This is a genomic window from Candidatus Methanoperedens nitratireducens, assembly GCF_000685155.1.
GTDB classification, from domain to species: Archaea; Halobacteriota; Methanosarcinia; order Methanosarcinales; family Methanoperedenaceae; genus Methanoperedens; species Methanoperedens nitratireducens.
Map to the genome: position 1 here is coordinate 57,618 of NZ_JMIY01000002.1, position 18,215 is coordinate 75,832.

The following is an 18,215-nucleotide window of genomic DNA, read 5'->3' on the forward strand; positions in this document are numbered from 1 at the left end:
TTCTCAGCTCTGGAAAAGAGCACATACTCAAAGCTTTAGCTTAAAAAAGGTGAGTAGTTACAATCAAAGATGCTATGTTGAATAAATCCTCAGTTTCCCGTCATACTCTACCCCATGCTCTTTAAATTTTTGGGACGCAAAGCATAGCATATTAATCTTCGCTCCCTTTGCGAACTGGTATGAAAAAGTTCAATCTATATCGCATCTTAGACTCGGATGTGGTTCAGCTAATATAAACAACGAACTGGTACGAACTCGATACGAACTCGGGCTGATGAGTTCGTTTAAGTTCGTTTTGAGTTCGTTGTTAATCGTCTTTTTCATTGTTATCTATGAAACACAGTTCATAGCTGACTTTGCGGTGGGATTGCGACAAGATGTATTCTAAAAAGTGTTAGCTACTGAAGGTATAACCCTCAAATTCCGAGGATTTTATTAGTCTTCGCTATCGATCTTGCTCCGTCCCTTTCCAGCTCAAGCATCGCCCTGATTGCATCCACGTTCTCAGGAACCACATCAGCCTCCTGGTGTATCGCCTGGAAGAAATAGAGCTCTCCCTTACTGATAGAAATTGAGTCCTTCCATACCACGTTCTCCCACACATCACCCCTTGGCCTTCCCATGTCCTTTGCGAATTCCATCGCTTCGGCTGTTGATTTTATCCTGTCACTGCTGCTTACAAGCCTGATGCGCGGGCGTTCTTTGAAGAGATTTATGATAGCATCTTCACCTGGCGTATCTTTTAATTCTATATTGAGCGCGTGAAGATGCATGAGAGTGGTTGATGTCTTCACTGCCATAGTTGTAACATCAACGTGTGGAAGGATCGAGTTCACATCAGGCCCGTGGTGTGAGGGAAGCTTGATCGGATCAGGAACAAGAGCATTTATGGGGCCTGTTTTTATATCATTCGGGTCTGCTGCCCGCCTCATCAGTGTTACCCTGGCTTTTCTGATGCCGTATGCAGTATCAAGAGCATACAGTACCCTGACAAGCCCTGTCGTATTGCAGGAGACAACCCTGGCAAAATCCCGTCCTATGGCTTCCTTATAATTTGCCTCTGAATTGAATGAAAAACCTGCCAGTTCATGTTCCTCCCCACCCTGCCAGATGGCCTTGATACCGTGTTTGTTATATAATTCCTTATATTCAGCGCCGATATCCCCGGGTGTGGCATCGATCACTATATCTGCTTTATCCAGAAGATCATCCAGCGTACCGCTGACTTTTATATCTGATTTTTTGAATTGCTCGATATTCTCTCTGGCTGTGGTATATAGGTCGTATCCTTTTTCCTGCGCGATACGTGCTTCAAAACTCGGTCTTGTTTTCACAACACCTGTAATTTCCATGTCATCCTGAGCAGCCACAGCATCTGCTACGCGTTTCCCTATTGTTCCGTAACCGTTTATTGCCACTTTAGCTTTCATAATATTCTCCTCCTGATTTAAATTATTCATTCATCTATTATAGCTTCCTGTTTTGTCAGATTAACATCTATTATTCTGCCCGGAATGGTTTTTATATCACCCAGTATGCCGTAGAGTTTGATAGAATCCCTGTCAGCAGTTATACGTACAACATCTTCCATTATGGTATTCCCTTTGAAAATTACCTTGAGTTCACACATGGCATTTAATTCGGTTTGTTAATATTAAGATTTATGATACCCTGTAACTATTATAAGTCGGAGACTTTGCTATACCCGAATTAAAAGAACTGATCATACCTGAAAATACTGTTATGGAGGAGCACTTCATTATAGTTGACGGTGACGTTGTGGTGGGAAATTATGCAGAGCTGGGTTTTGGATTGATCGCAAAGACCGTGGTGGCAGGAGAACATGTAAAGATTAACGGCAGCATACTCTCGGAAAACGATGTAAGGATAGATATGTGGTCTGAGATAGAAGGGGATATTAAGGCCAGGGCAGATGCCTATCTTGGCGAGTTTGTTAATGTCTCAGGAAGACTCCTTGCCGGGAATCTTAATGTAGGAAACAATGTGAAGATCAACGGTGGTTACGATGTCAGGGGATGGCTTGTTGTGCGCAACCCTCTCCCTGTAATCATGTTCATATTCTTTTACATAATGGCCCTGCTGCGTCTGGGCAGTGAGGAGGAGGTTGAGAAAGCACTTGAAGAGCTGTTCTCTGATGATACGCCTCAGAATAAGCTCATGTCAGTACCTGACAGGACAAAGATCAGCCTTGAGACAATAAAAACTATCACACCTGCCGTGATCGGCAGCAACTGCCGCCTGCTCGGTAATATCCATGCGAGTTCAGCATCCATTGGAAACCATGTGACGCTGTTTGGCAGTGTGCGTACAGCAGGCAATATTACTATAGGAAGAAGCTGTACAATCCATGGTAATCTCGTTTCCAGGGAAAAAGTGAGTATAGCGAGAAACTCAAAGGTTCTTGGTAAAATAACCGCAGGTTCTATAGTGATGCACGAGACATCCATGGTAGATGGCACTCTAACTGCTGCTGGTGGTGTGACTGTAGAGAGGGATGATATTGACGGGTTAAATGATATTGAGAAAAGTCTGTTCTACGGGTTCGTGATGCTTGAGGATCAATAAATCGTCACGCTTTTTACGCCTTCTATTCTGGTAAGGGCATCTATAAGCTCTCCGCTCACCCTGCCTTCTGTTATTATCGTGAGTCTTGGGTCTTCAGTGAGATAGGGATCATCCGATACAGCCTGTCTGATAATAACCCCGTGTTCTGCTACTGCTGTTGCCACTGCACCCAGGAGTCCTTTTCGGGCTGCGTTCCGGGGCGTGATAACGATCACGCCAAGGCCAAGATATGGCGCTACATCCCTGAGAAAAGGGATTGTTCTGATATTCTGGAATATCTCCATAAGCTCTTTATCCCGCAGGATGGTCTCACATGTAGCATCAATCACCCTTCTATCAACTCCAATCTCATTCGCTATCTGGGTATGGGCTATCTCGATATTCCCCGAAACGACGCGGCACTGGGCATTTATCTGGAATCCCCTCTCTAAGAGCAGTCTGACAACTTTTTCCTGTGCGGGATGGTTTTTGAATTTCTCCTGGATTGCACTCCACATTACTCACATTATAGTTGTGCTTAATACAAATGTTTTATTGTGCGCTGCCCGCCAGTACAGACCGAAAAGTACTTAGTAATAGCAGATATATGGATATTCGTTATTATACGAACATATGTGACTATAAGCGGAGATAAAAAAGAACAACATGAAAAAAGACTTTAATACCCGATTTGAAAATTCAAGGACACTGGCAGATATCTTTGAGGTTGTAAAGGCATCTGTGTGGGAGAGCATGGAGAAGAAAAGCCGCGGAGGCCTCATGCTTGGCCTTGCGAACCTGGGGAACCACCCGCAGGGATTCCTGGGAGCTTTCTACCCTGTCGGCTCCAATATCATAGTGCTGAACAAGGTGCCCCTTCGCAGGATCAAGGAGACAGATCCCCGGCTCTACAAGCCCTATATCTTTCACGTCCTGCTGCATGAATACCTGCATTCACTGGGATATTTAGATGAAAGCGCAGTAAGGCAAAAGGTCTATGAGATCACCAGAAACACCTTCGGGGAAGACCATCTCGCTACACGGATGGCTGCAGATACCACTACTTTCTACAAGAACCTTGTGTACCCTGATGCAGTCTGGAAAGCAGATGATATGGGACTTGAGCTTGTAGATGGTTTTGACAGGTCAAGCGCCAGTTACATAGCTTAAATCTCAAGCGAACAACGGCAAGGTGTGCTTACTTAAAAACAGATTTCCTCTTCAAGAACTGGATTGCCTCTGTGATAGGTATATTCTTGGGGCAGTATTCAGTGCAGCGAAATATCGTGCGGCAGCGCCAGACGCCATCTTCGCCTCTGACTACCTCAAGCCTCTCCTTTCCTCCTGCATCTCTTGTATCGCGGTTGAACCTGTACACTTTGGTAAGCGCCATGGGTCCTATGTACTTTTCCCTGCTTGTCCAGGATATCGGGCAGGATGTTTCGCATACTGCACACAGGATGCATTTGATATGGGGTTCTATCAGGTCTACATCCTCCTGCATCTGGATATTCTCTTTATCAGGCATACCTTCCGGTACAAGGTACGGCTTGATCTTCCTGTAATTATTAAAAAATGGCTCAAGGTCGACAACAAGATCCTTTATAATATCAAGCCCTGGCAGCGGTTCTATGGTAAGTGTGCCTCTGTATTCAGATATCTGCGTCTTGCAGGCAAGTCTGCACTTGCCATTCAGGGTCATGGCACAGGAGCCACATATAGCCCACCTGCATGAGTATCTGAATGATAAGGTCCCATCCTGCTCATCAAGCACATTAAAAAGCGCTTCAAGTACGGTCATGCCTGGCTTTGTCTTTACTGTATATGTCTGGTAATACGGCTCATGCCTGGCATTCTCTGGATCGAGTCTGAAAATCTTAAGGTTGATCGTATTCCCCATCAGTACACTCTCTTCTCTGGTTTGAATTTTGATATCATAACATCCCTGTACTCAATTTTAATTCCATCGGGTGTGTACCGTGCTATCGTATGCTTGAGGAAATTAGCATCATCACGTTCAGGGTAATCTGTTCTGTAATGTGATCCCCTGCTCTCTTTTCTAAGAAACGCTCCTTTAGCAATCACTTCTGCAAGTGAGAGCATGGCCTCAAGTTCAAAAGCATGTAAAAGATCGAGGTTGTACACAGTACCACTGCTCACATGCACGTTCTTGAACCTAAGAGATAGCTCACTTACACCATCTATGGCTTCCCTGAGCAGATCTTCCTGTCTGAATATCCCCGCTTTTTTGACCATAAGTTGTCCAAGATCCCTGCGTATCGATGCCGGTTTTTCTGCTCCTTCCCTGCCTTTCATCTTCTCATTGGTTTTTTTGTATTCCTGCTCTATTGCATCCAGGATAACCCGGTCTATTTTATTTTCACCAGATCCCTGTTCACGCACTGCAAAATCAGAAGCAGACTCGCCAACACATTTGCCAAAGACCAGCGTCTCAAGAAGAGAGTTCCCGCCAAGCCTGTTAGCCCCGTGTACGCTCACGCATGAGCATTCGCCCACGGCATACAGACCTGCTATCTCTGTTTCACCGTTTACATTGCAGTCTATGCCTCCCATCGTATAATGCTGTGCAGGCTGGACAGGGATGGGTTCTTTAACAGGGTCTAATCCAATAAAGTTCAGGCACAATTCCCTGACACCTGGCAGGCGCTCATCGATCATTTTTTCACCAAGATGGCGCAGATCAAGGTACACATACCCATTATTGATGCCTCTTCCCTCCTTGATCTCTGTGATGATCGACCGTGCCACGATATCCCTTGGTGCAAGCTCCATCATAGAGGGAGCATATCGCTCCATGAACCGCTCACCCCTGCTGTTTATGAGATAGCCCCCTTCACCTCTTGAGCCCTCTGTGAGCAGGATGTTAGTTCTGTAAAGCGTGGTGGGATGGAACTGCATGAACTCCATGTCCTTTAATGCTACGCCGGCACGGAACGCAAGGAACATACCAGAACCGCTCATGATCAGGGAGTTGGTGGTTTTTGAATAGATCCTGCCCGCACCTCCTGTGGCAAGTACGATGGAATGGGCAGCATATGCTTCCAGTTTACCTGTCTGCATGTTCCATGCGATCGCGCCCACGGCCCTTCTGTTCCTGACCACAAGCGAGAGAACAAAACGCTCAGGATATACCCTGATATTATTCTTTACAGATTGCTCATTCATGGTATGCAATAGTGCATGGCCTGTAGTATCCTCTGCATAGCATGTCCTGGGGAATCCTGCTCCTCCGAATGGCCGCTGTGCGATCCGCCCCTCAGGCGTGCGGGAGAACGGCGTGCCCCAGTGCTCCATCTCATATACACGCTCTGAAGCTTCTTTTGTGAGTATTTCCACTGCATCCTGGTCTGCAAGAAAATCAGAGCCTTTCACAGTATCATAGGCATGTTTTTCCCATGTATCATCCCTGCCCTCAGGCACGTTCCCGAGCGGTGCATTGACCCCGCCCTGGGCAGCACATGAATGGGACCTGACAGGATAGACCATCGATAGTACAGCTACATCGCAGTACTTCTTCGCTTCTATTGCCGCGCGAAGGCCTGCAAGACCACCTCCTATCACAAGCACTGGATGGAAAACGGGCTGCATTATCCACCTCCTGTTATAAATGGATACAATGCATAGATACCGAAAATAACAGTTGCGATTCCGATGATGAACAGGATAAGCGAGATAGGCCTGTTATGCGGTAAGAATGCAGGATAATCAAGAATGATATTTCTAACTCCGTTTAGACCATGAAATACTACTAACATAAGGAGGATAAGATCTATGGTTATAAATACAGTGCTCTGGAGCCGCATCTGCACACCTGCAAATGTTATGGGCTCACCCCAGTCTGCATAGTGTCCTACCCAGAAATGGACGGCCAGGAGAACAACAAGAACAGCGCCGCTTATGCGCTGCAGCAGCCACGGGATAGTACTAAAATATCTGTTCATATCACCCCTCCCCAAAGATTACCGGGACCAGAAGTTTTGCCGCAAGTAGTGCGATGATGACGGTCAGTACAATAGCCAGTATAAAACCCAGCTTCTGTCTTTTTATTCCTATCCCCGTATCGAAAAATATTATCCGCACTCCATTAAGGGCATGGAAAGAGGCTGCTGCAAGAAGAGCAACATCAAGGACAAGAAACAGAGGCCGGCTGAACGCTCCCAGTTTCATATCAAATGCAGCAGGTGATATGGTTGAACTGGAGATCGTCCATATATGCAAAAAAAGATAACCTGCCAGAATAATGCCTGTCAGGCGGTGAAACACATACGCAAGGGTACCTGGTTCATCGGAATTGAGAATTGTCCTGAGAAGTATTTTAAGCTGTGAATCTTTCAATGACATACTTTTGCTTTGATGATTTCTTTGCCTGTCATATCTTCATTATTTATAATTGTAAATTGTATCTCTTATAGGGGATCATATCACTTATATGTTTCTTTTATAGAGCAGACCCGTAAAAAGTGCGAGGGCAAGCGCAAGATAGTCCTTTTAGGGCAATTATAACAGAAAATTATCCTTTTTAGGATAATTATTATTCAAAACTCGAAACGTATATAGTATATATCTTTTGTTTGTGCTCTCATGTTACCGTTACTTGGAGCTGCATTGTCAGGTCTGCTTGCCTTCCTCGCAGGCATCTTTGAAGACAGCGAATCCAACGCTGGCTCTGCAAGCAACCCAAACTCGCAGGTGCAACTGGCTCCTCAGATCGGGCATCGCCACAGGTATTTTAATAAAGCTATCTCAGGGGAGCCGCCCGCGAATGCTCTCTGGGTTACCACGGCTGCAACCGTCGCTGTTCTTCTTTCAGTAAGGCTTGAGGCTATGGGCACTTTATATTCTGTAATTCTTTCTTCGGTTATTGGCGCTCTTGTTTCTGCACTTCTCCTCGGTCTTTACGGTATCCTTGCCCATATTTCAAGGATCGCAAGTATGAGGACATTCAGGCAGCCACTGTACTGGGATGCAATATTCTCTGCGCTTCCTCTTGGCATTTCTTTCGGGTTTTTAACTGCTTTCTCTCTAACGCTTCTTTCATTCACAGCAGGAATGATGCTTAATAACCCATTCTCAGTCCCGCTTATCGCTTTATTGCTGGGCATTACAATAGGTTCGATTGGTTCTGCCACAGGAGATATTCACTATGGCGCTGAGAGGCTTTACCAGCATTACATGTTCGGCTCAGGCATACCTATCGCAAAGCAGGGAGATATCGATATCAAAGGAGAATATGGATATCGTAATTCGGTAGATACTCCTTATTTCACCCTGAGATTCGGGGCAATGGTAACCGCTTTTGCTTTTGGACTGCTAATATTCCTTGATTCTCTATCAAGAGTTTTTGATTTCGCAGGCGTCTGGACATCGGTCATTGTAGAGCTTGGTATAATCCTTATCATATTTATTGTAACTGTGCGTCTTGAGAAATATACAAGAGATAAATACGGACCCTTTATGAGGTAAAAATGGAACCAGTAACAGCATTCTTCGCAATAATTCTGGGAGGTGTGCTTGTTGGCATATGCGTGCACTTTATCCCTGCAAGCGCAACAGGAGCTATGTCAGCCGCAACTGGTATAGCCACAGGTCCAAGCATGTTGTCGGCAGGAGCAGGGATGGCTGGTCTTCTCTCAGCCTCGTATTCAATCGACAGTGGTTTGAGCGTGGTCCTGGCCTCTGGCGCTACTGCCTCTGCCCTCATGGTAGCATTGACCATTCTGAGTGGAAATATTGCCAATGCATTCGGCACAGGTGTTCCCCCGGCATCAGGTCAAACTGCTTCAGGGCAGAGCATAACAGGAAAAAGCACAAAGGATGCGATCTCAGGCTGGGACCAGAAACCGTATATATCCCCGGGCACGGATGGTCATGGGATGCCGGTTCAGACCAATTTCAGCGGGCTTATCGGGGCGTTCATCGGAGGAACAGGGGGCGCGCTTGTATTATTTGCGGTATATACGCTCCTTGTTCCGATTTTAAGACAGGATGCGGCATTCACGATATCAGGCTTTATCGCCGGCGGGGTTTTCTTAATAAACTGTGTCCTTCCTGCATACACGCTTGTTGGAAAGACTGAAGGCATGTTTGATCAGAAGATCAGAAAAACCCCAAAGACCCTGGTATCATGTTTTATCGTAAGCTCGGTAATTGCAATGATCATATATATCGCGGCAGTGGTGATACAATGAGCACTGACATGAAAAAAGAATTCACATCTCAAGAGCTTTATTTTATTGCTCTTGTCCCTGGAATAATTGCGATATTAATGGTAAAGTTTTACCACCCCGTAACACCCATTGCCGTTATTCTGATATGGCCGGCATTCCTGAGCGGCGCAAATGCAGTCCGCAGCGTTGCCAGATACGGGCTTGGCACGGGAACGGCATCCATTGGGTACTGGGGTACAGCAGTCGGGGCGACCATTGCTTTCATATCCCAGTTCATCAACCCTGCCTATAACTTCGTAAGCCCCTATTTTGAGATCCTAAGCGCCCTTATAGTGGGCGCTGTTACGGGCATCTGCGCCCAGAGAATAATTAAAATGAAGATACCTGTGATGATACGCGATAGCGCCATTCTTGCCTCATCAACAGCTATTATAGCCATGTTCCTTCTGGGCATGCTGACCGAGTATTCCGCCAGTGTTACAACTGTTGATGCTTACATCACCTACCCGCTTATATACATCGCTACTACACTTGCTATCCTCCATCCCTTTAACGGCAGCATGGGGGCAGGAGAGAACCAGCGCAGGACGCTTCGTTTAAGCGCAGTCGAGGCAAGCATGACCACCGCGTTATTTGGATTGATCGCTCTTTTGTTCTCAGAGGCTCTATTTTTTACAGGTATTTCGGTAATCATAGTGAGCGCGGCAGGCTTTGTTATATTTGTTAAGAGATGGTTCTCTGCTGTGAAAGAAGATACCTATGAATTTGCATGGACAGGCTATCCGCCTGCGGAGCATTGAGATGTACGCCATAATAGATGAAGATGTTCCGGCTGCCATTGACCCATATTCGGGTACAGTAGCTGAGATGGCTTCTGAGAAGGTTGCTGTTAATCTTGCTCCAGTCATGGATAAGATCGACAGGCTTGAAGATATTGCCAACGATCTATTCAGGTCGCTTGACCCCATGACAGCGCCTCTTGTCTCATATCCTAACAGGGAGGGAATTTATCTTAATCTTGGCAGGTTTACAAATTTCATTTATGGATTCATGGCAGGACTTCTCATCGCAATTTTCATAATCCTTGCTCTGGGGGTGAACCTGTGACCTCTGTACCGGACTGGCCGCCTGTGCGCGGGGAATACACAGCAGGGGACCCGAATAAGCAGGTTGCGATAGTTACGCTTGCAAGCGAGCTTGATAAGAACAGGCTGATAAAGAGAGCAGCCATAGTCGGCACGATGAAGACGGAGAACATAGGTATTGAGAAGGTGGTAGCCAACATCATATCAAATACCAGCATCAGGTATCTTGTGGTATGCGGGGCAGAGGTGCACGGGCATCTCTCAGGGGATGCGATAATAGCTCTCAAGAAAAGCGGCATCGATAAAGAAGGGCGGATTACAGGGGCAAAAGGCGCGATACCATACATCAGTAACATCCCGGAAGACCAGATCAATATCTGGAGGGAGCAGGTTGAAATTATAGACCTGATGAATATTGAGAATATTGACAGTATAGAAAAAACCATAGATTCCCTGACAGCAAAAGAACCCTGCAAATGGGAGCCTGTTCTTGTAACGATGGGAGCGGCTAAAGAAGAAAAACAAGAGGGCGTAACAACAGTATCTCCTGAGCTTGTTGCTATCGAGGCAAGGGTGCGTGCTATAGAGGGCGAGGTAAAAGACCTGGGAAAAGTGCAGAAGGTAATGTCAGGTCTTACATCAGGCTTATTCCAGGGCTTTGTTGCAGGTTTTGTTGTAACTTTAGTGCTTTTTGCTATCATGAGGCTTTTATGAACGAGAAGATACCTTTGCTTGTGTCTCCAAATGCAAGAGAACTGAACCGCATGGTGAGCGAGCTTGAGAGGCGCGTCATGATCATCGGAAGAGACCAGAGGACATTTTCCGGTATTTTCAATCTGAGAGCAAGAGCCTATTTTGTTTTCGGGTTTTTGCTTGCTCTCGGGCTTGTTTTTCTGGCAATGGTTATGAGGTGAGAATATGGATTACGACAGCATAATGGAGCGGCTGGATAAGATCGAGGAAAAAGTTGAGTTCTCATCTGCGGAGATACTACAGCAGCGCGGAACGATCATCGGGAGATGGATAGGGTTCTTATATGGAGTAGTTGTGGCGATGTTGATAATTAGTCTTTTAGGATTATAGGAGGCAGGTATGTTCAAATTCGCAAGAGAGCAAAAATTAATCGAAATAGGGAGCATAAAAATCGGAGGTCAGGTTGGCGAGAACCCCACAGTGTTGATACCTACCATATTCTATGACGGGCATAAGATCGTGGATGCAAAGAGCAATAAATTCGACGAATCAAAGGCTCTGGCGCTTATAAGAGAGGTCGAAGAAGTGGGCGAGAAGCACAAACTTCCTTTCATGTTCCAGGTCGTAGGTTTAACGCCTGAACTCATGAAAAAAGGACTGGATTTCGTGGCAGATCATACAAAAGCGCCGATCATAATTGACTCCGCAGACAAGAAGGCCAGGCTTACAGGTCTTGAGCATGCCTCCAGGAATAATTATGCCTCCCGGACCATGTATAACGCAATTAACATGATGATCGATAGCGAGGAAATAGCCGCGCTCACAAAATCGAAAATTGAGGGTGTGATAATCCTGGGCTTTAACATGCAGGACCCGAGCGTAAAAGCAAGGATAGCGCTTCTTGAAGACGGCGGAGGATTTACGGAAAAAGGACTTCTTGCGGTCGCAAAAGAATGCGGGTTTGAGAAGATCCTTTACGACCCCGGGGTTCAGCCATTCGGTCAGGGGGCAGGCTCCTCGTTTCGTTTACTCTCAGTGGTAAAGGCAAGATACGGTTTGCCCACAGGCGTTGGCGCTCATAATATTCCAAGTTCATGGGCATGGCTTCACAAGAATGCTTCGATCGAACAGCGAAGGATAGCGGATATCTCAGCGAATACCATAGGCATAACTGCCGGCGCCAATTCTTTATTCATAGGCCCGATCGAGAACGCAAAATACGCCGCGCCTGCGGTTGCCATGACGGATATTCTCATGGCGGATTCAATAAAGGATTTCGGGATAGGACATGCTGAAATACATCCATATCAACTGGCGTGAGACTTATGGTAAGCTTTGGCATTGAATTCCTGGCAAATGAACCTGCTCATAAACTTGCTGAACTCGTGGCATTCTCTATCTGCGGCACGCCTGCTGAATGCATGGAACGGATAGAAGGACTTGTGGACGCAGGAGTGACCCAGATAATTCCAGGCTCACCCCTTGGTCCTGATAGAGTCAGGGCAATTAAAATGATTGGAAAAGAGATTATCAGTAGATGGAGGAAAGAATGAACCTGATCGAGAAAGTAGTGAATGATGCCATATCCGCCCAGAATGCAGCAGTACAGGCAATAAAGACCCACAGATACGAGGATTTCCTGCTTGAGCACACACGTCCCTATGTGAACGTCATCAAAGCCTTTGAGTGCTCACAGGAGCAGTCAAAAGAAGCTATGGACTTATACCAGAGATCCCTGCTGCTGCATTACGATATCCTCACCTCACTCACAAAAACCATTACACCTCTGGATACTGCCTTTCTTGAGTGGCAGCAGACGCCCATAACTCTTGAGATAATGTATGAATTGGATCCAGAGTTTCGGAGAGCAGTTGAGATATTCATAGAAACTATAGATGAATCCGAAGATATTGTGGGTATCGAAGCAACGAGGGTGCATAACGGTTTCTACGGGATAATATCTTCCAAGGACTTTGCAGCCCTTCCGGGAAGCACTTTCAATGTGCTGGCGCAGATAATGGCAAGGGCGAAGGTCGAAAAAAAATATAAACAGGCTATATTATCTGCAAAATCCTGGGGATTGAACGGGATCTATGTCTTCGGGGATATTTACACCAGAGTCCTCGGTGCTACGCGAGATGTAAAGAAAGCCATAGACGAGGAGAAACGTTACCTGAAATGGATATGGGATAAGCCTGCTGAATCCATGCTACATCTCATGGGAGAACTCGGTCATACTTCCTACGACAGGTTTGAATATTTTGATATGTATAGGAAGAAATTCTCACCCGTAGTGAAAGCGGCTTTCGATGCCGGTGTTCATCCCGCGAATATCGTAATGCTTCCCACGCATGTTGGAGACATCGGGCATCATATCGGATCATCTTACTATAAGTTATGCAGGGACGATACGTGCATGGCCATCCTTGAGTCAGTATCTGAAGTAGCGACAAATACCCTGAAATCTGCTCTTTCAATAGATAAAATAAAAAGCCCGTTCGATGTAGCCTCCATAGCCACTGGCGCCAGCGCCTCGGCCATAGCAGATATTCTGGCATGGGACGGCTTCGCTCCTGATTACATCCAGGACATGATGCAGAAGCGTTTCAAGAATTTTGTGCTCACACATCCTTTTGATAGACCTATGGTAGGAGAACTGCATGTTAACGATTTCTTAGATTTCGCAACCCGCGGGGAGAGGATAAATGCGCCAAAGCCAAGAGGTGGAGGAAAGAAGGTGATGGATGTACCTATTGACCTCTCGCCCGTCAGGAACAACCCTGAACTCAACAATGTCCAGGCATACGCATATCCTTTCACTGCTATTACTGTAAGAGCTACAGCGCTTCTGCGCTTCATCGACCAGCCCTGTCTGCTTGCACCTGAGCCTCCCAGTATCGTTGCCATGGTAAATGCCGTGGCGCAAGCGCCAGAAAAACCCCTCGCGCCAGTAGAGATGTGCAAGAACTGCGCCACTTCAAGATACTTACCATCGAAATGCGATTACTGTGTATCTCCCAGATTGAACAGCGTGCTATGATTGAAGAAAGAGCTCCAGGGAAGTGATCACTATTACAACCCATTAAATATAAGCACAATGCTTGACTAAAATAGGGACATGAAGTACATTATAGTCACCGGCGGTGTGATGAGCGGGCTTGGAAAAGGCATCACAGCAGCCTCCATCGGTCGTATCCTGAAAAACAAGGGTTTCAATATAACTGCTATCAAGATAGATCCATACATCAATATTGATGCAGGAACCATGAACCCGTACCAGCACGGTGAGGTATTTGTACTCAAGGACGGGGCAGAGGTCGATCTTGACCTTGGCAATTATGAGCGTTTCCTTGATATCGAGCTTACATGTGACCATAACATCACCACAGGCAAGGTCTATCTGAGCGTTATTGAAAAAGAGCGCCGCGGAGATTACCTCGGGAAGACGGTGCAGATCATCCCGCATATAACCAATGAGATAAAAGAGCGTATCAGAAGAGTGGCTAAAAAAAGCGGTGCAGATATCTGTATCATAGAGGTGGGCGGCACGGTCGGAGACATTGAGAGCATGCCTTTCCTTGAATCCATGCGCCAGATGCACAGCGAAGAGAAAGAAGAGGATATAGCTTTCGTACATGTGACCCTGGTACCGCTGGATACGCAGGGTGAGCAGAAGACAAAGCCCACTCAGCATTCAGTAAAAGAACTTAGAAGCCTGGGACTTCAACCTGATGCAATAGTAGTGCGGTGTAAAGAACCCCTGCTTGCAGATACCAAATCAAAGGTTGCCCTGTTCTGCGATGTTCCAGTATCAGCAGTAATAAGCGCGCATGATGCCCAGGATATATACAATGTTCCAACCCTCATGGAGCAGGAAGGGCTTTCAGATTATCTAATGCAGAAGCTCAAACTTACTCCAAAGGAAGCATCGCATGAATGGGATGAACTGATGGGAAAGATGGCATCCATCAACAGGGAGATATGCGTTGCAGTAGTTGGAAAATACGCACATCTTGAGGATTCTTACATAAGCATAAACGAGGCACTCAAGCACGCAGGGATAGAATGCGGCTGCAGGGTTAAGATCGACTGGCTTGATGCTGAGACGTTTGAGAAAAACCCGGATGCTGTCAATATGCTTAAGAAATACAGCGGGATTTTAGTTCCTGGCGGCTTTGGTGTGCGCGGGACAGAGGGCAAGATACTTGCAATAAAGTACGTGCGTGAGCATAACATACCATACCTTGGATTGTGCCTTGGCATGCAGCTTGCTGTGATCGAATTTTCAAGGAATGTGGTAGGGCTTAAGGATGCAAACAGCTCAGAGCTTGCAAATACCGATCATCCTGTGATCGATCTTTTGCCTGAGCAGGAGAATATCAGGAGTATGGGAGGTACCATGCGTCTTGGTAATTGTGAAGCTGTACTGACAGAAGGCTCACTTGCAAGCAAACTGTACGGGGATAATCATCTCATAGAACGCCACAGGCACAGGTATGAGGTGAACCCGAAGTACATATTACAGATCGAGGCAAAGGGCATGAGGTTCACAGGCAGGAACGACCACAGGATGGAGATTGCCGAGATACCGGACCATAAGTTCTTCTTTAGCTCGCAGTTCCACCCTGAGTTCAGATCAAGACCAGGAAAGCCCTCACCTCCATTTCTGGCATTTGTGAAGGCAGCGCTTGATTGAATATTAACGTCTCAGTCTTCGCACCAGGAGATAACCTGTGAGCAGCGTCGCTGTTGCCAGTATACCTCCGAACCCGGGGATTTCCGCATTCCCTGCTTCCTGGGTTGTTTCTGTTATCACCGGTTCCACACCACTTGTATTCTGGGCTGAGGGTTCCTCAGATTTAGGCGGTGTAGCTTTCGGTCCTGACAACCCCGACTCTCCCGGGTGACAGACCGAGCACTTCAATCCGCTCGCGGATGTTAATTTTCCTATCTTGTTAAAAGCATGAAGGTTATCTATATTATGGCATTTGGTGCATTGAGGGACTATCACATTTTTATTCTCTTCATGGCATCCTTTACAGTCTACCTTTGCTGCATGGATCACATGCGGTATCTCACTACCGTCTGCCTTTGAGGTTCCTTTGTGGCAGTTATAGCACCCTTTCTTCTCATCTGCCCCACCGTGTATGGTCGCCACGCTTGTCTGAGGGTGGCAGTTCTGGCATACCAGTACCATACCTTCTGCTTTTAAGGGTTTCACGATCTCAGGAGGGGATTTATGGCATTTTGTACATGAATCATCACTCCCGTGGACTTCTGTCAGGTTACTGTGGCAGTGTGCGCATACAGCATCGCTGATCTGGGCATTATGCACTGAATCTATGTTTTTATGACAATAAGAACAAGTCTGGGTGCCCACTTTCCCGGCATGTACCTTGTGAATTGGCCCATCATGGCACTTTGTACACTGAGGTATTGATACAGACTGTTTATCTCCATGGCAATTAGCGCAATCCACTGGTTTTTTGACATGGATTATATGCGGGGTATCCGCATGGCATTTTTTACAATCGACATCACCTGCTGTCAGGGAAGATGCTGAAAAATTCGGTTCTGCTGCATATGCTGACACCGTGAGTACGGCAGTCATTATGGCTATTAAACATATTATTCTTAGTATTCCCATATCCTACACCGTTGTGCTTAATAATATGTTATGTATTATAGTTATATATTTGTTTTGATTTACAGGGCAATTCCTGTTCTATATTTCATAATCCATTCTCATCCGCAAATTTGATAAGCGCCTCGCCCAGCGCCCTTGCGTACTTGGGATTGAGATTGAACCTTCCGCGCTTCTGCCCGCCCCTTTCCTTTGCTATCTCCACGTATTCCTTCTCTCCCTCAAATCGGTCACTTTTCTGAAGCGAGATGGTCATATACCAGCCTGCGCTCATTTTTATTTCCATAAAACCCTTTTCATCGTTCATAGAATCTCCACATTTCCTACAATCGCATCCACTAAAACCTTATCCCCTGTTTTTATTGTGGTAACAGGGTTCTTCTCCACCTTATCCACAAGCGGTATATCGGATATTATGGCACCGACTGCAACGATGGGCTCAGCTTTTATGTTTATCATGGCAGAGGGTGCTGCACCGTTCTTCTTGAGCTGGTAGATCACATACGAGCCCACGGTTGAGCCCTTCCCGCCGGGGAAGACCAGTATTTTCCCTTTTATGCTAGCTCCAGCAAGCTCATGCCCTTTCTCAACCACAGTTCCTGTCCTCGGGTCAACGCTTCCCAGAAATGATATTGGCTGGGAGGTTACCAGCGCCTCTCCTTCGGCGCGGCCGCGGGAGACGATATGGGCATGGAATTTAATCATGTTAATTAATTCATATCGTTCCCACAGTATATATTTCTACGTCCTCTTTTTTCTACTCAGTAATACCGCTGCTACCATGATTGCAATGAATCCAGCCCATCCTGCTGTCGGCGCCTCTTTCGGAGTACTCACTATCTCTACTGCTGCTGCTCTGCTGAGCAATGTTGTTCCTTCATTCTTCGCTATTTCCACGTTCATGGATTCCACTGATCTGGTGATTATCTCTGCATTGAGCTGGTAGATCAGCGTGGCCTGAGTATTCAGTTTGCTGATCCCCTCCGGCATCTCGAACTCGAACACTTCGATTCTGCTCTCTTTTGGCTTGATCCTATTATCCCGGGCTATAGATGCTGCCTTCCAGAAATCATTTACTTCATTGCCATATGTATCAAGAAGGGTCTTTGCATAGACCCTCTGATCGCTGAAGATAATTTTTCCCTGTCCATCACTTGCTTTGAAATCCAGGATCACTTTTCGCGATGGAAAGCCGCTTGGAACCATGTGGCCAACGTTGCTGTTGGTAACGTTGAGCGTTACTATGATCTTATCTCCTATCTGCTGAACTCTGGACTCTATCTGGAAAGCCTTCTCCAGAAACTGCCCTGAGTGTCCACCATACCAGAAGTGCTGGTAAACCTTCTCTCTGACAGGTCCGTCCTTTGCAGCAACTCCTGACTTTGTTTCCATATGGCAATCCTGGCACTGTTTGCCCTCGGCTGCATAGGGACTTTCCTTCCACTCAGTATATGTCTCATAGACAGGTACCCCGTTTATAGAGAATTCATGGCACACGGCGCAGAACTCCGATGTTGTGAGCAGAGGAGAGTATGCTGAGTCGTGTGCATCTGTATTTGAATCATCATAGGGGCCTTGCATAGGGTTGCTCTGATTAAAGACATAGCTGTTATTCTCAATTCCAGTGACCGTATGACAGAAGCTGCATGTAACGCCCTCAATAGATACTGATTTTGTTAAGTTAAAGTCGTTTGTTTTTATCGTTGTTGGAGAATGACAGGTCAGGCAGTAGTACCTGTATTCGGGATCGGATTTAAGCGCCCTGATATAGGCTGCCTCAAAGACAGGATCGCTCACTGCAATAGCGTGCATTGAACGCGCCCATTCATTATACCTGTCTTGATGACAGTCTATGCAGGAATAGCTAATCTGGAATTCTTCCACGGCATGCGCCACCTGAATAAGCAGCAGTGCCATTAAACCAAATACTGTACCAGCTATTACTTTAAGCCACTTTCTTGATATCATAATATATCTCCAATCAATCACTCAGTCCACTGTCTGCTACTATCTCGTATGAAGTTACATGATATAAATTAA

23 protein-coding genes and 1 pseudogene are annotated in these 18,215 nt (G+C 46.2%); 13 read left to right on the top strand and 11 right to left on the bottom strand.

The features are described 5' to 3' along the window. Nucleotides 1-416: 416 nt before the first annotated feature. Both ANME2D_RS04075 and ANME2D_RS17260 read right to left on the bottom strand, forming a co-directional pair. Complete coding sequence (locus ANME2D_RS04075; RefSeq protein WP_048089944.1) at nt 417-1,433, bottom strand: type II glyceraldehyde-3-phosphate dehydrogenase; 1,017 nt, start codon at nt 1,431-1,433, stop codon at nt 417-419. A 23-nt stretch (nt 1,434-1,456) separates the two neighbouring features. Further along, nucleotides 1,457-1,630, bottom strand: coding sequence for a CooT family nickel-binding protein (locus ANME2D_RS17260; RefSeq protein WP_081810124.1), 174 nt, complete (start codon nt 1,628-1,630; stop codon nt 1,457-1,459). 113 nt (nt 1,631-1,743) lie between these two features. On the opposite strand from ANME2D_RS17260, the gene ANME2D_RS04080 reads away from it, so the two are divergent. After that, nucleotides 1,744-2,586, top strand: a complete 843-nt coding sequence (locus ANME2D_RS04080) for a hypothetical protein (RefSeq protein WP_048089338.1) — start codon at nt 1,744-1,746, stop codon at nt 2,584-2,586. On the opposite strand, the gene ANME2D_RS04085 is transcribed toward ANME2D_RS04080, so the two are convergent. After that, complete coding sequence (locus ANME2D_RS04085) at nt 2,580-3,083, bottom strand: amino acid-binding protein (RefSeq protein ID WP_048089339.1); 504 nt, start codon at nt 3,081-3,083, stop codon at nt 2,580-2,582. The genes ANME2D_RS04080 and ANME2D_RS04085 overlap by 7 nt on opposite strands. 148 nt (nt 3,084-3,231) lie before the next feature. Between ANME2D_RS04085 and ANME2D_RS04090 the strand changes: the two genes are divergently transcribed. Beyond that, nucleotides 3,232-3,735 (top strand): hypothetical protein, encoded by a 504-nt coding sequence (locus ANME2D_RS04090; protein WP_048089340.1) that lies wholly within the window; start codon nt 3,232-3,234, stop codon nt 3,733-3,735. A gap of 28 nt (nt 3,736-3,763) precedes the next feature. Here the strand turns inward: ANME2D_RS04090 and ANME2D_RS04095 are convergent, their stop codons facing one another. Genes ANME2D_RS04095 through sdhC form a run of 4 tightly spaced genes read right to left on the bottom strand, consistent with a single transcriptional unit; the run spans nt 3,764 to nt 6,927 of the window. Beyond that, nucleotides 3,764-4,465: a succinate dehydrogenase/fumarate reductase iron-sulfur subunit gene (locus ANME2D_RS04095; protein WP_048089341.1), complete on the bottom strand. Its 702-nt coding sequence runs from the start codon at nt 4,463-4,465 to the stop codon at nt 3,764-3,766. After that, on the bottom strand, nt 4,465-6,174 hold the full coding sequence (locus ANME2D_RS04100) for an FAD-binding protein (RefSeq protein ID WP_048089342.1): 1,710 nt from the start codon (nt 6,172-6,174) through the stop codon (nt 4,465-4,467). Before ANME2D_RS04100 ends, ANME2D_RS04095 begins: the two co-directional genes overlap by 1 nt. Next, nucleotides 6,174-6,527 (bottom strand): hypothetical protein, encoded by a 354-nt coding sequence (locus ANME2D_RS04105; protein WP_052368558.1) that lies wholly within the window; start codon nt 6,525-6,527, stop codon nt 6,174-6,176. Before ANME2D_RS04105 ends, ANME2D_RS04100 begins: the two co-directional genes overlap by 1 nt. Nucleotide 6,528: 1 nt before the next feature. Then, nucleotides 6,529-6,927, bottom strand: a complete 399-nt coding sequence (gene sdhC / locus ANME2D_RS04110; protein ID WP_052368559.1) for a succinate dehydrogenase, cytochrome b556 subunit — start codon at nt 6,925-6,927, stop codon at nt 6,529-6,531. A 240-nt stretch (nt 6,928-7,167) separates the two neighbouring features. Here sdhC and mtrE point away from each other — a divergent pair, with 240 nt between their 5' ends. The 11 genes and pseudogenes from mtrE to pyrG all read left to right on the top strand — a co-directional run bounded on the left by mtrE (nt 7,168) and on the right by pyrG (nt 15,227). After that, entirely contained in the window at nt 7,168-8,049 is an 882-nt protein-coding gene (gene mtrE, locus ANME2D_RS04115) for a tetrahydromethanopterin S-methyltransferase subunit E (protein WP_048089343.1), read from the top strand. A gap of 2 nt (nt 8,050-8,051) precedes the next feature. Next, the gene (gene mtrD / locus ANME2D_RS04120) at nt 8,052-8,774 is read left to right on the top strand and encodes a tetrahydromethanopterin S-methyltransferase subunit D (RefSeq protein WP_048089344.1); all 723 of its coding nucleotides are present in this window, start codon (nt 8,052-8,054) and stop codon (nt 8,772-8,774) included. Then, on the top strand, nt 8,771-9,553 hold the full coding sequence (gene mtrC / locus ANME2D_RS04125) for a tetrahydromethanopterin S-methyltransferase subunit MtrC (protein ID WP_048089345.1): 783 nt from the start codon (nt 8,771-8,773) through the stop codon (nt 9,551-9,553). Before mtrD ends, mtrC begins: the two co-directional genes overlap by 4 nt. Beyond that, complete coding sequence (mtrB, locus tag ANME2D_RS04130) at nt 9,513-9,860, top strand: tetrahydromethanopterin S-methyltransferase subunit MtrB (protein ID WP_081810125.1); 348 nt, start codon at nt 9,513-9,515, stop codon at nt 9,858-9,860. Before mtrC ends, mtrB begins: the two co-directional genes overlap by 41 nt. After that, nucleotides 9,857-10,552, top strand: a complete 696-nt coding sequence (locus ANME2D_RS04135) for a tetrahydromethanopterin S-methyltransferase subunit A (RefSeq protein WP_048089347.1) — start codon at nt 9,857-9,859, stop codon at nt 10,550-10,552. The genes mtrB and ANME2D_RS04135 overlap by 4 nt, the downstream gene beginning before the upstream one ends. Continuing rightward, a complete protein-coding gene (mtrF, locus tag ANME2D_RS04140) occupies nt 10,549-10,752 on the top strand; it encodes a tetrahydromethanopterin S-methyltransferase subunit F (RefSeq protein WP_048089348.1) in 204 nt (67 codons plus the stop codon). The genes ANME2D_RS04135 and mtrF overlap by 4 nt, the downstream gene beginning before the upstream one ends. Nucleotides 10,753-10,756: 4 nt before the next feature. Further along, entirely contained in the window at nt 10,757-10,921 is a 165-nt protein-coding gene (gene mtrG / locus ANME2D_RS17265; RefSeq protein ID WP_081810127.1) for a tetrahydromethanopterin S-methyltransferase subunit MtrG, read from the top strand. Nucleotides 10,922-10,930: 9 nt separating this feature from the next. After that, on the top strand, nt 10,931-11,851 hold the full coding sequence (gene mtrH, locus ANME2D_RS04145) for a tetrahydromethanopterin S-methyltransferase subunit H (RefSeq protein ID WP_048089349.1): 921 nt from the start codon (nt 10,931-10,933) through the stop codon (nt 11,849-11,851). Nucleotides 11,852-11,919: 68 nt separating this feature from the next. Further along, nucleotides 11,920-12,084, top strand: a pseudogene (locus tag ANME2D_RS04150) (5,10-methylenetetrahydromethanopterin reductase); the annotation flags it as partial. After that, nucleotides 12,081-13,571, top strand: coding sequence for a DUF2193 family protein (locus ANME2D_RS04155; RefSeq protein ID WP_157833957.1), 1,491 nt, complete (start codon nt 12,081-12,083; stop codon nt 13,569-13,571). The pseudogene ANME2D_RS04150 and the gene ANME2D_RS04155, both read left to right, overlap by 4 nt. A 78-nt stretch (nt 13,572-13,649) precedes the next feature. Then, nucleotides 13,650-15,227 carry a glutamine hydrolyzing CTP synthase gene (gene pyrG, locus ANME2D_RS04160; protein WP_048089352.1) on the top strand — a complete coding sequence of 526 codons (1,578 nt, stop codon included), beginning with the start codon at nt 13,650-13,652 and terminating at the stop codon, nt 15,225-15,227. A gap of 3 nt (nt 15,228-15,230) precedes the next feature. Here the strand turns inward: pyrG and ANME2D_RS04165 are convergent, their stop codons facing one another. The 4 genes from ANME2D_RS04165 to ANME2D_RS04180 form a co-directional block, all read right to left on the bottom strand. After that, on the bottom strand, nt 15,231-16,178 hold the full coding sequence (locus ANME2D_RS04165; RefSeq protein WP_157833958.1) for a cytochrome c3 family protein: 948 nt from the start codon (nt 16,176-16,178) through the stop codon (nt 15,231-15,233). A gap of 85 nt (nt 16,179-16,263) precedes the next feature. Further along, nucleotides 16,264-16,482 (bottom strand): hypothetical protein, encoded by a 219-nt coding sequence (locus ANME2D_RS18375; RefSeq protein ID WP_048089354.1) that lies wholly within the window; start codon nt 16,480-16,482, stop codon nt 16,264-16,266. Then, nucleotides 16,479-16,880, bottom strand: a complete 402-nt coding sequence (locus ANME2D_RS04175) for a DUF126 domain-containing protein (RefSeq protein ID WP_048089355.1) — start codon at nt 16,878-16,880, stop codon at nt 16,479-16,481. The genes ANME2D_RS18375 and ANME2D_RS04175 overlap by 4 nt, the downstream gene beginning before the upstream one ends. A gap of 36 nt (nt 16,881-16,916) precedes the next feature. After that, the gene (locus tag ANME2D_RS04180; RefSeq protein WP_048089356.1) at nt 16,917-18,143 is read right to left on the bottom strand and encodes a multiheme c-type cytochrome; all 1,227 of its coding nucleotides are present in this window, start codon (nt 18,141-18,143) and stop codon (nt 16,917-16,919) included. Nucleotides 18,144-18,215: the final 72 nt, after the last annotated feature.

What these genes read in the sequence shown, in the direction of transcription:
- ANME2D_RS04165 (WP_157833958.1), bottom strand. Translation starts at nt 16,178, where the DNA reads ATGGGAATACTAAGAATAATATGTTTAATAGCCATAATGACTGCCGTA.
- ANME2D_RS04080 (WP_048089338.1), top strand. Translation starts at nt 1,744, where the DNA reads ATGGAGGAGCACTTCATTATAGTTGACGGTGACGTTGTGGTGGGAAAT.
- mtrD (WP_048089344.1), top strand. Translation starts at nt 8,052, where the DNA reads ATGGAACCAGTAACAGCATTCTTCGCAATAATTCTGGGAGGTGTGCTT.
- mtrE (WP_048089343.1), top strand. Translation starts at nt 7,168, where the DNA reads ATGTTACCGTTACTTGGAGCTGCATTGTCAGGTCTGCTTGCCTTCCTC.
- ANME2D_RS04175 (WP_048089355.1), bottom strand. Translation starts at nt 16,880, where the DNA reads ATGATTAAATTCCATGCCCATATCGTCTCCCGCGGCCGCGCCGAAGGA.
- ANME2D_RS04100 (WP_048089342.1), bottom strand. Translation starts at nt 6,174, where the DNA reads ATGCAGCCCGTTTTCCATCCAGTGCTTGTGATAGGAGGTGGTCTTGCA.
- mtrF (WP_048089348.1), top strand. Translation starts at nt 10,549, where the DNA reads ATGAACGAGAAGATACCTTTGCTTGTGTCTCCAAATGCAAGAGAACTG.
- mtrH (WP_048089349.1), top strand. Translation starts at nt 10,931, where the DNA reads ATGTTCAAATTCGCAAGAGAGCAAAAATTAATCGAAATAGGGAGCATA.
- ANME2D_RS04105 (WP_052368558.1), bottom strand. Translation starts at nt 6,527, where the DNA reads ATGAACAGATATTTTAGTACTATCCCGTGGCTGCTGCAGCGCATAAGC.
- ANME2D_RS18375 (WP_048089354.1), bottom strand. Translation starts at nt 16,482, where the DNA reads ATGAACGATGAAAAGGGTTTTATGGAAATAAAAATGAGCGCAGGCTGG.
- mtrC (WP_048089345.1), top strand. Translation starts at nt 8,771, where the DNA reads ATGAGCACTGACATGAAAAAAGAATTCACATCTCAAGAGCTTTATTTT.
- mtrG (WP_081810127.1), top strand. Translation starts at nt 10,757, where the DNA reads ATGGATTACGACAGCATAATGGAGCGGCTGGATAAGATCGAGGAAAAA.
- ANME2D_RS04155 (WP_157833957.1), top strand. Translation starts at nt 12,081, where the DNA reads ATGAACCTGATCGAGAAAGTAGTGAATGATGCCATATCCGCCCAGAAT.
- ANME2D_RS04180 (WP_048089356.1), bottom strand. Translation starts at nt 18,143, where the DNA reads ATGATATCAAGAAAGTGGCTTAAAGTAATAGCTGGTACAGTATTTGGT.
- mtrB (WP_081810125.1), top strand. Translation starts at nt 9,513, where the DNA reads ATGAATTTGCATGGACAGGCTATCCGCCTGCGGAGCATTGAGATGTAC.
- ANME2D_RS04085 (WP_048089339.1), bottom strand. Translation starts at nt 3,083, where the DNA reads ATGTGGAGTGCAATCCAGGAGAAATTCAAAAACCATCCCGCACAGGAA.
- sdhC (WP_052368559.1), bottom strand. Translation starts at nt 6,927, where the DNA reads ATGTCATTGAAAGATTCACAGCTTAAAATACTTCTCAGGACAATTCTC.
- ANME2D_RS04095 (WP_048089341.1), bottom strand. Translation starts at nt 4,465, where the DNA reads ATGGGGAATACGATCAACCTTAAGATTTTCAGACTCGATCCAGAGAAT.
- ANME2D_RS04090 (WP_048089340.1), top strand. Translation starts at nt 3,232, where the DNA reads ATGAAAAAAGACTTTAATACCCGATTTGAAAATTCAAGGACACTGGCA.
- ANME2D_RS17260 (WP_081810124.1), bottom strand. Translation starts at nt 1,630, where the DNA reads ATGTGTGAACTCAAGGTAATTTTCAAAGGGAATACCATAATGGAAGAT.
- pyrG (WP_048089352.1), top strand. Translation starts at nt 13,650, where the DNA reads ATGAAGTACATTATAGTCACCGGCGGTGTGATGAGCGGGCTTGGAAAA.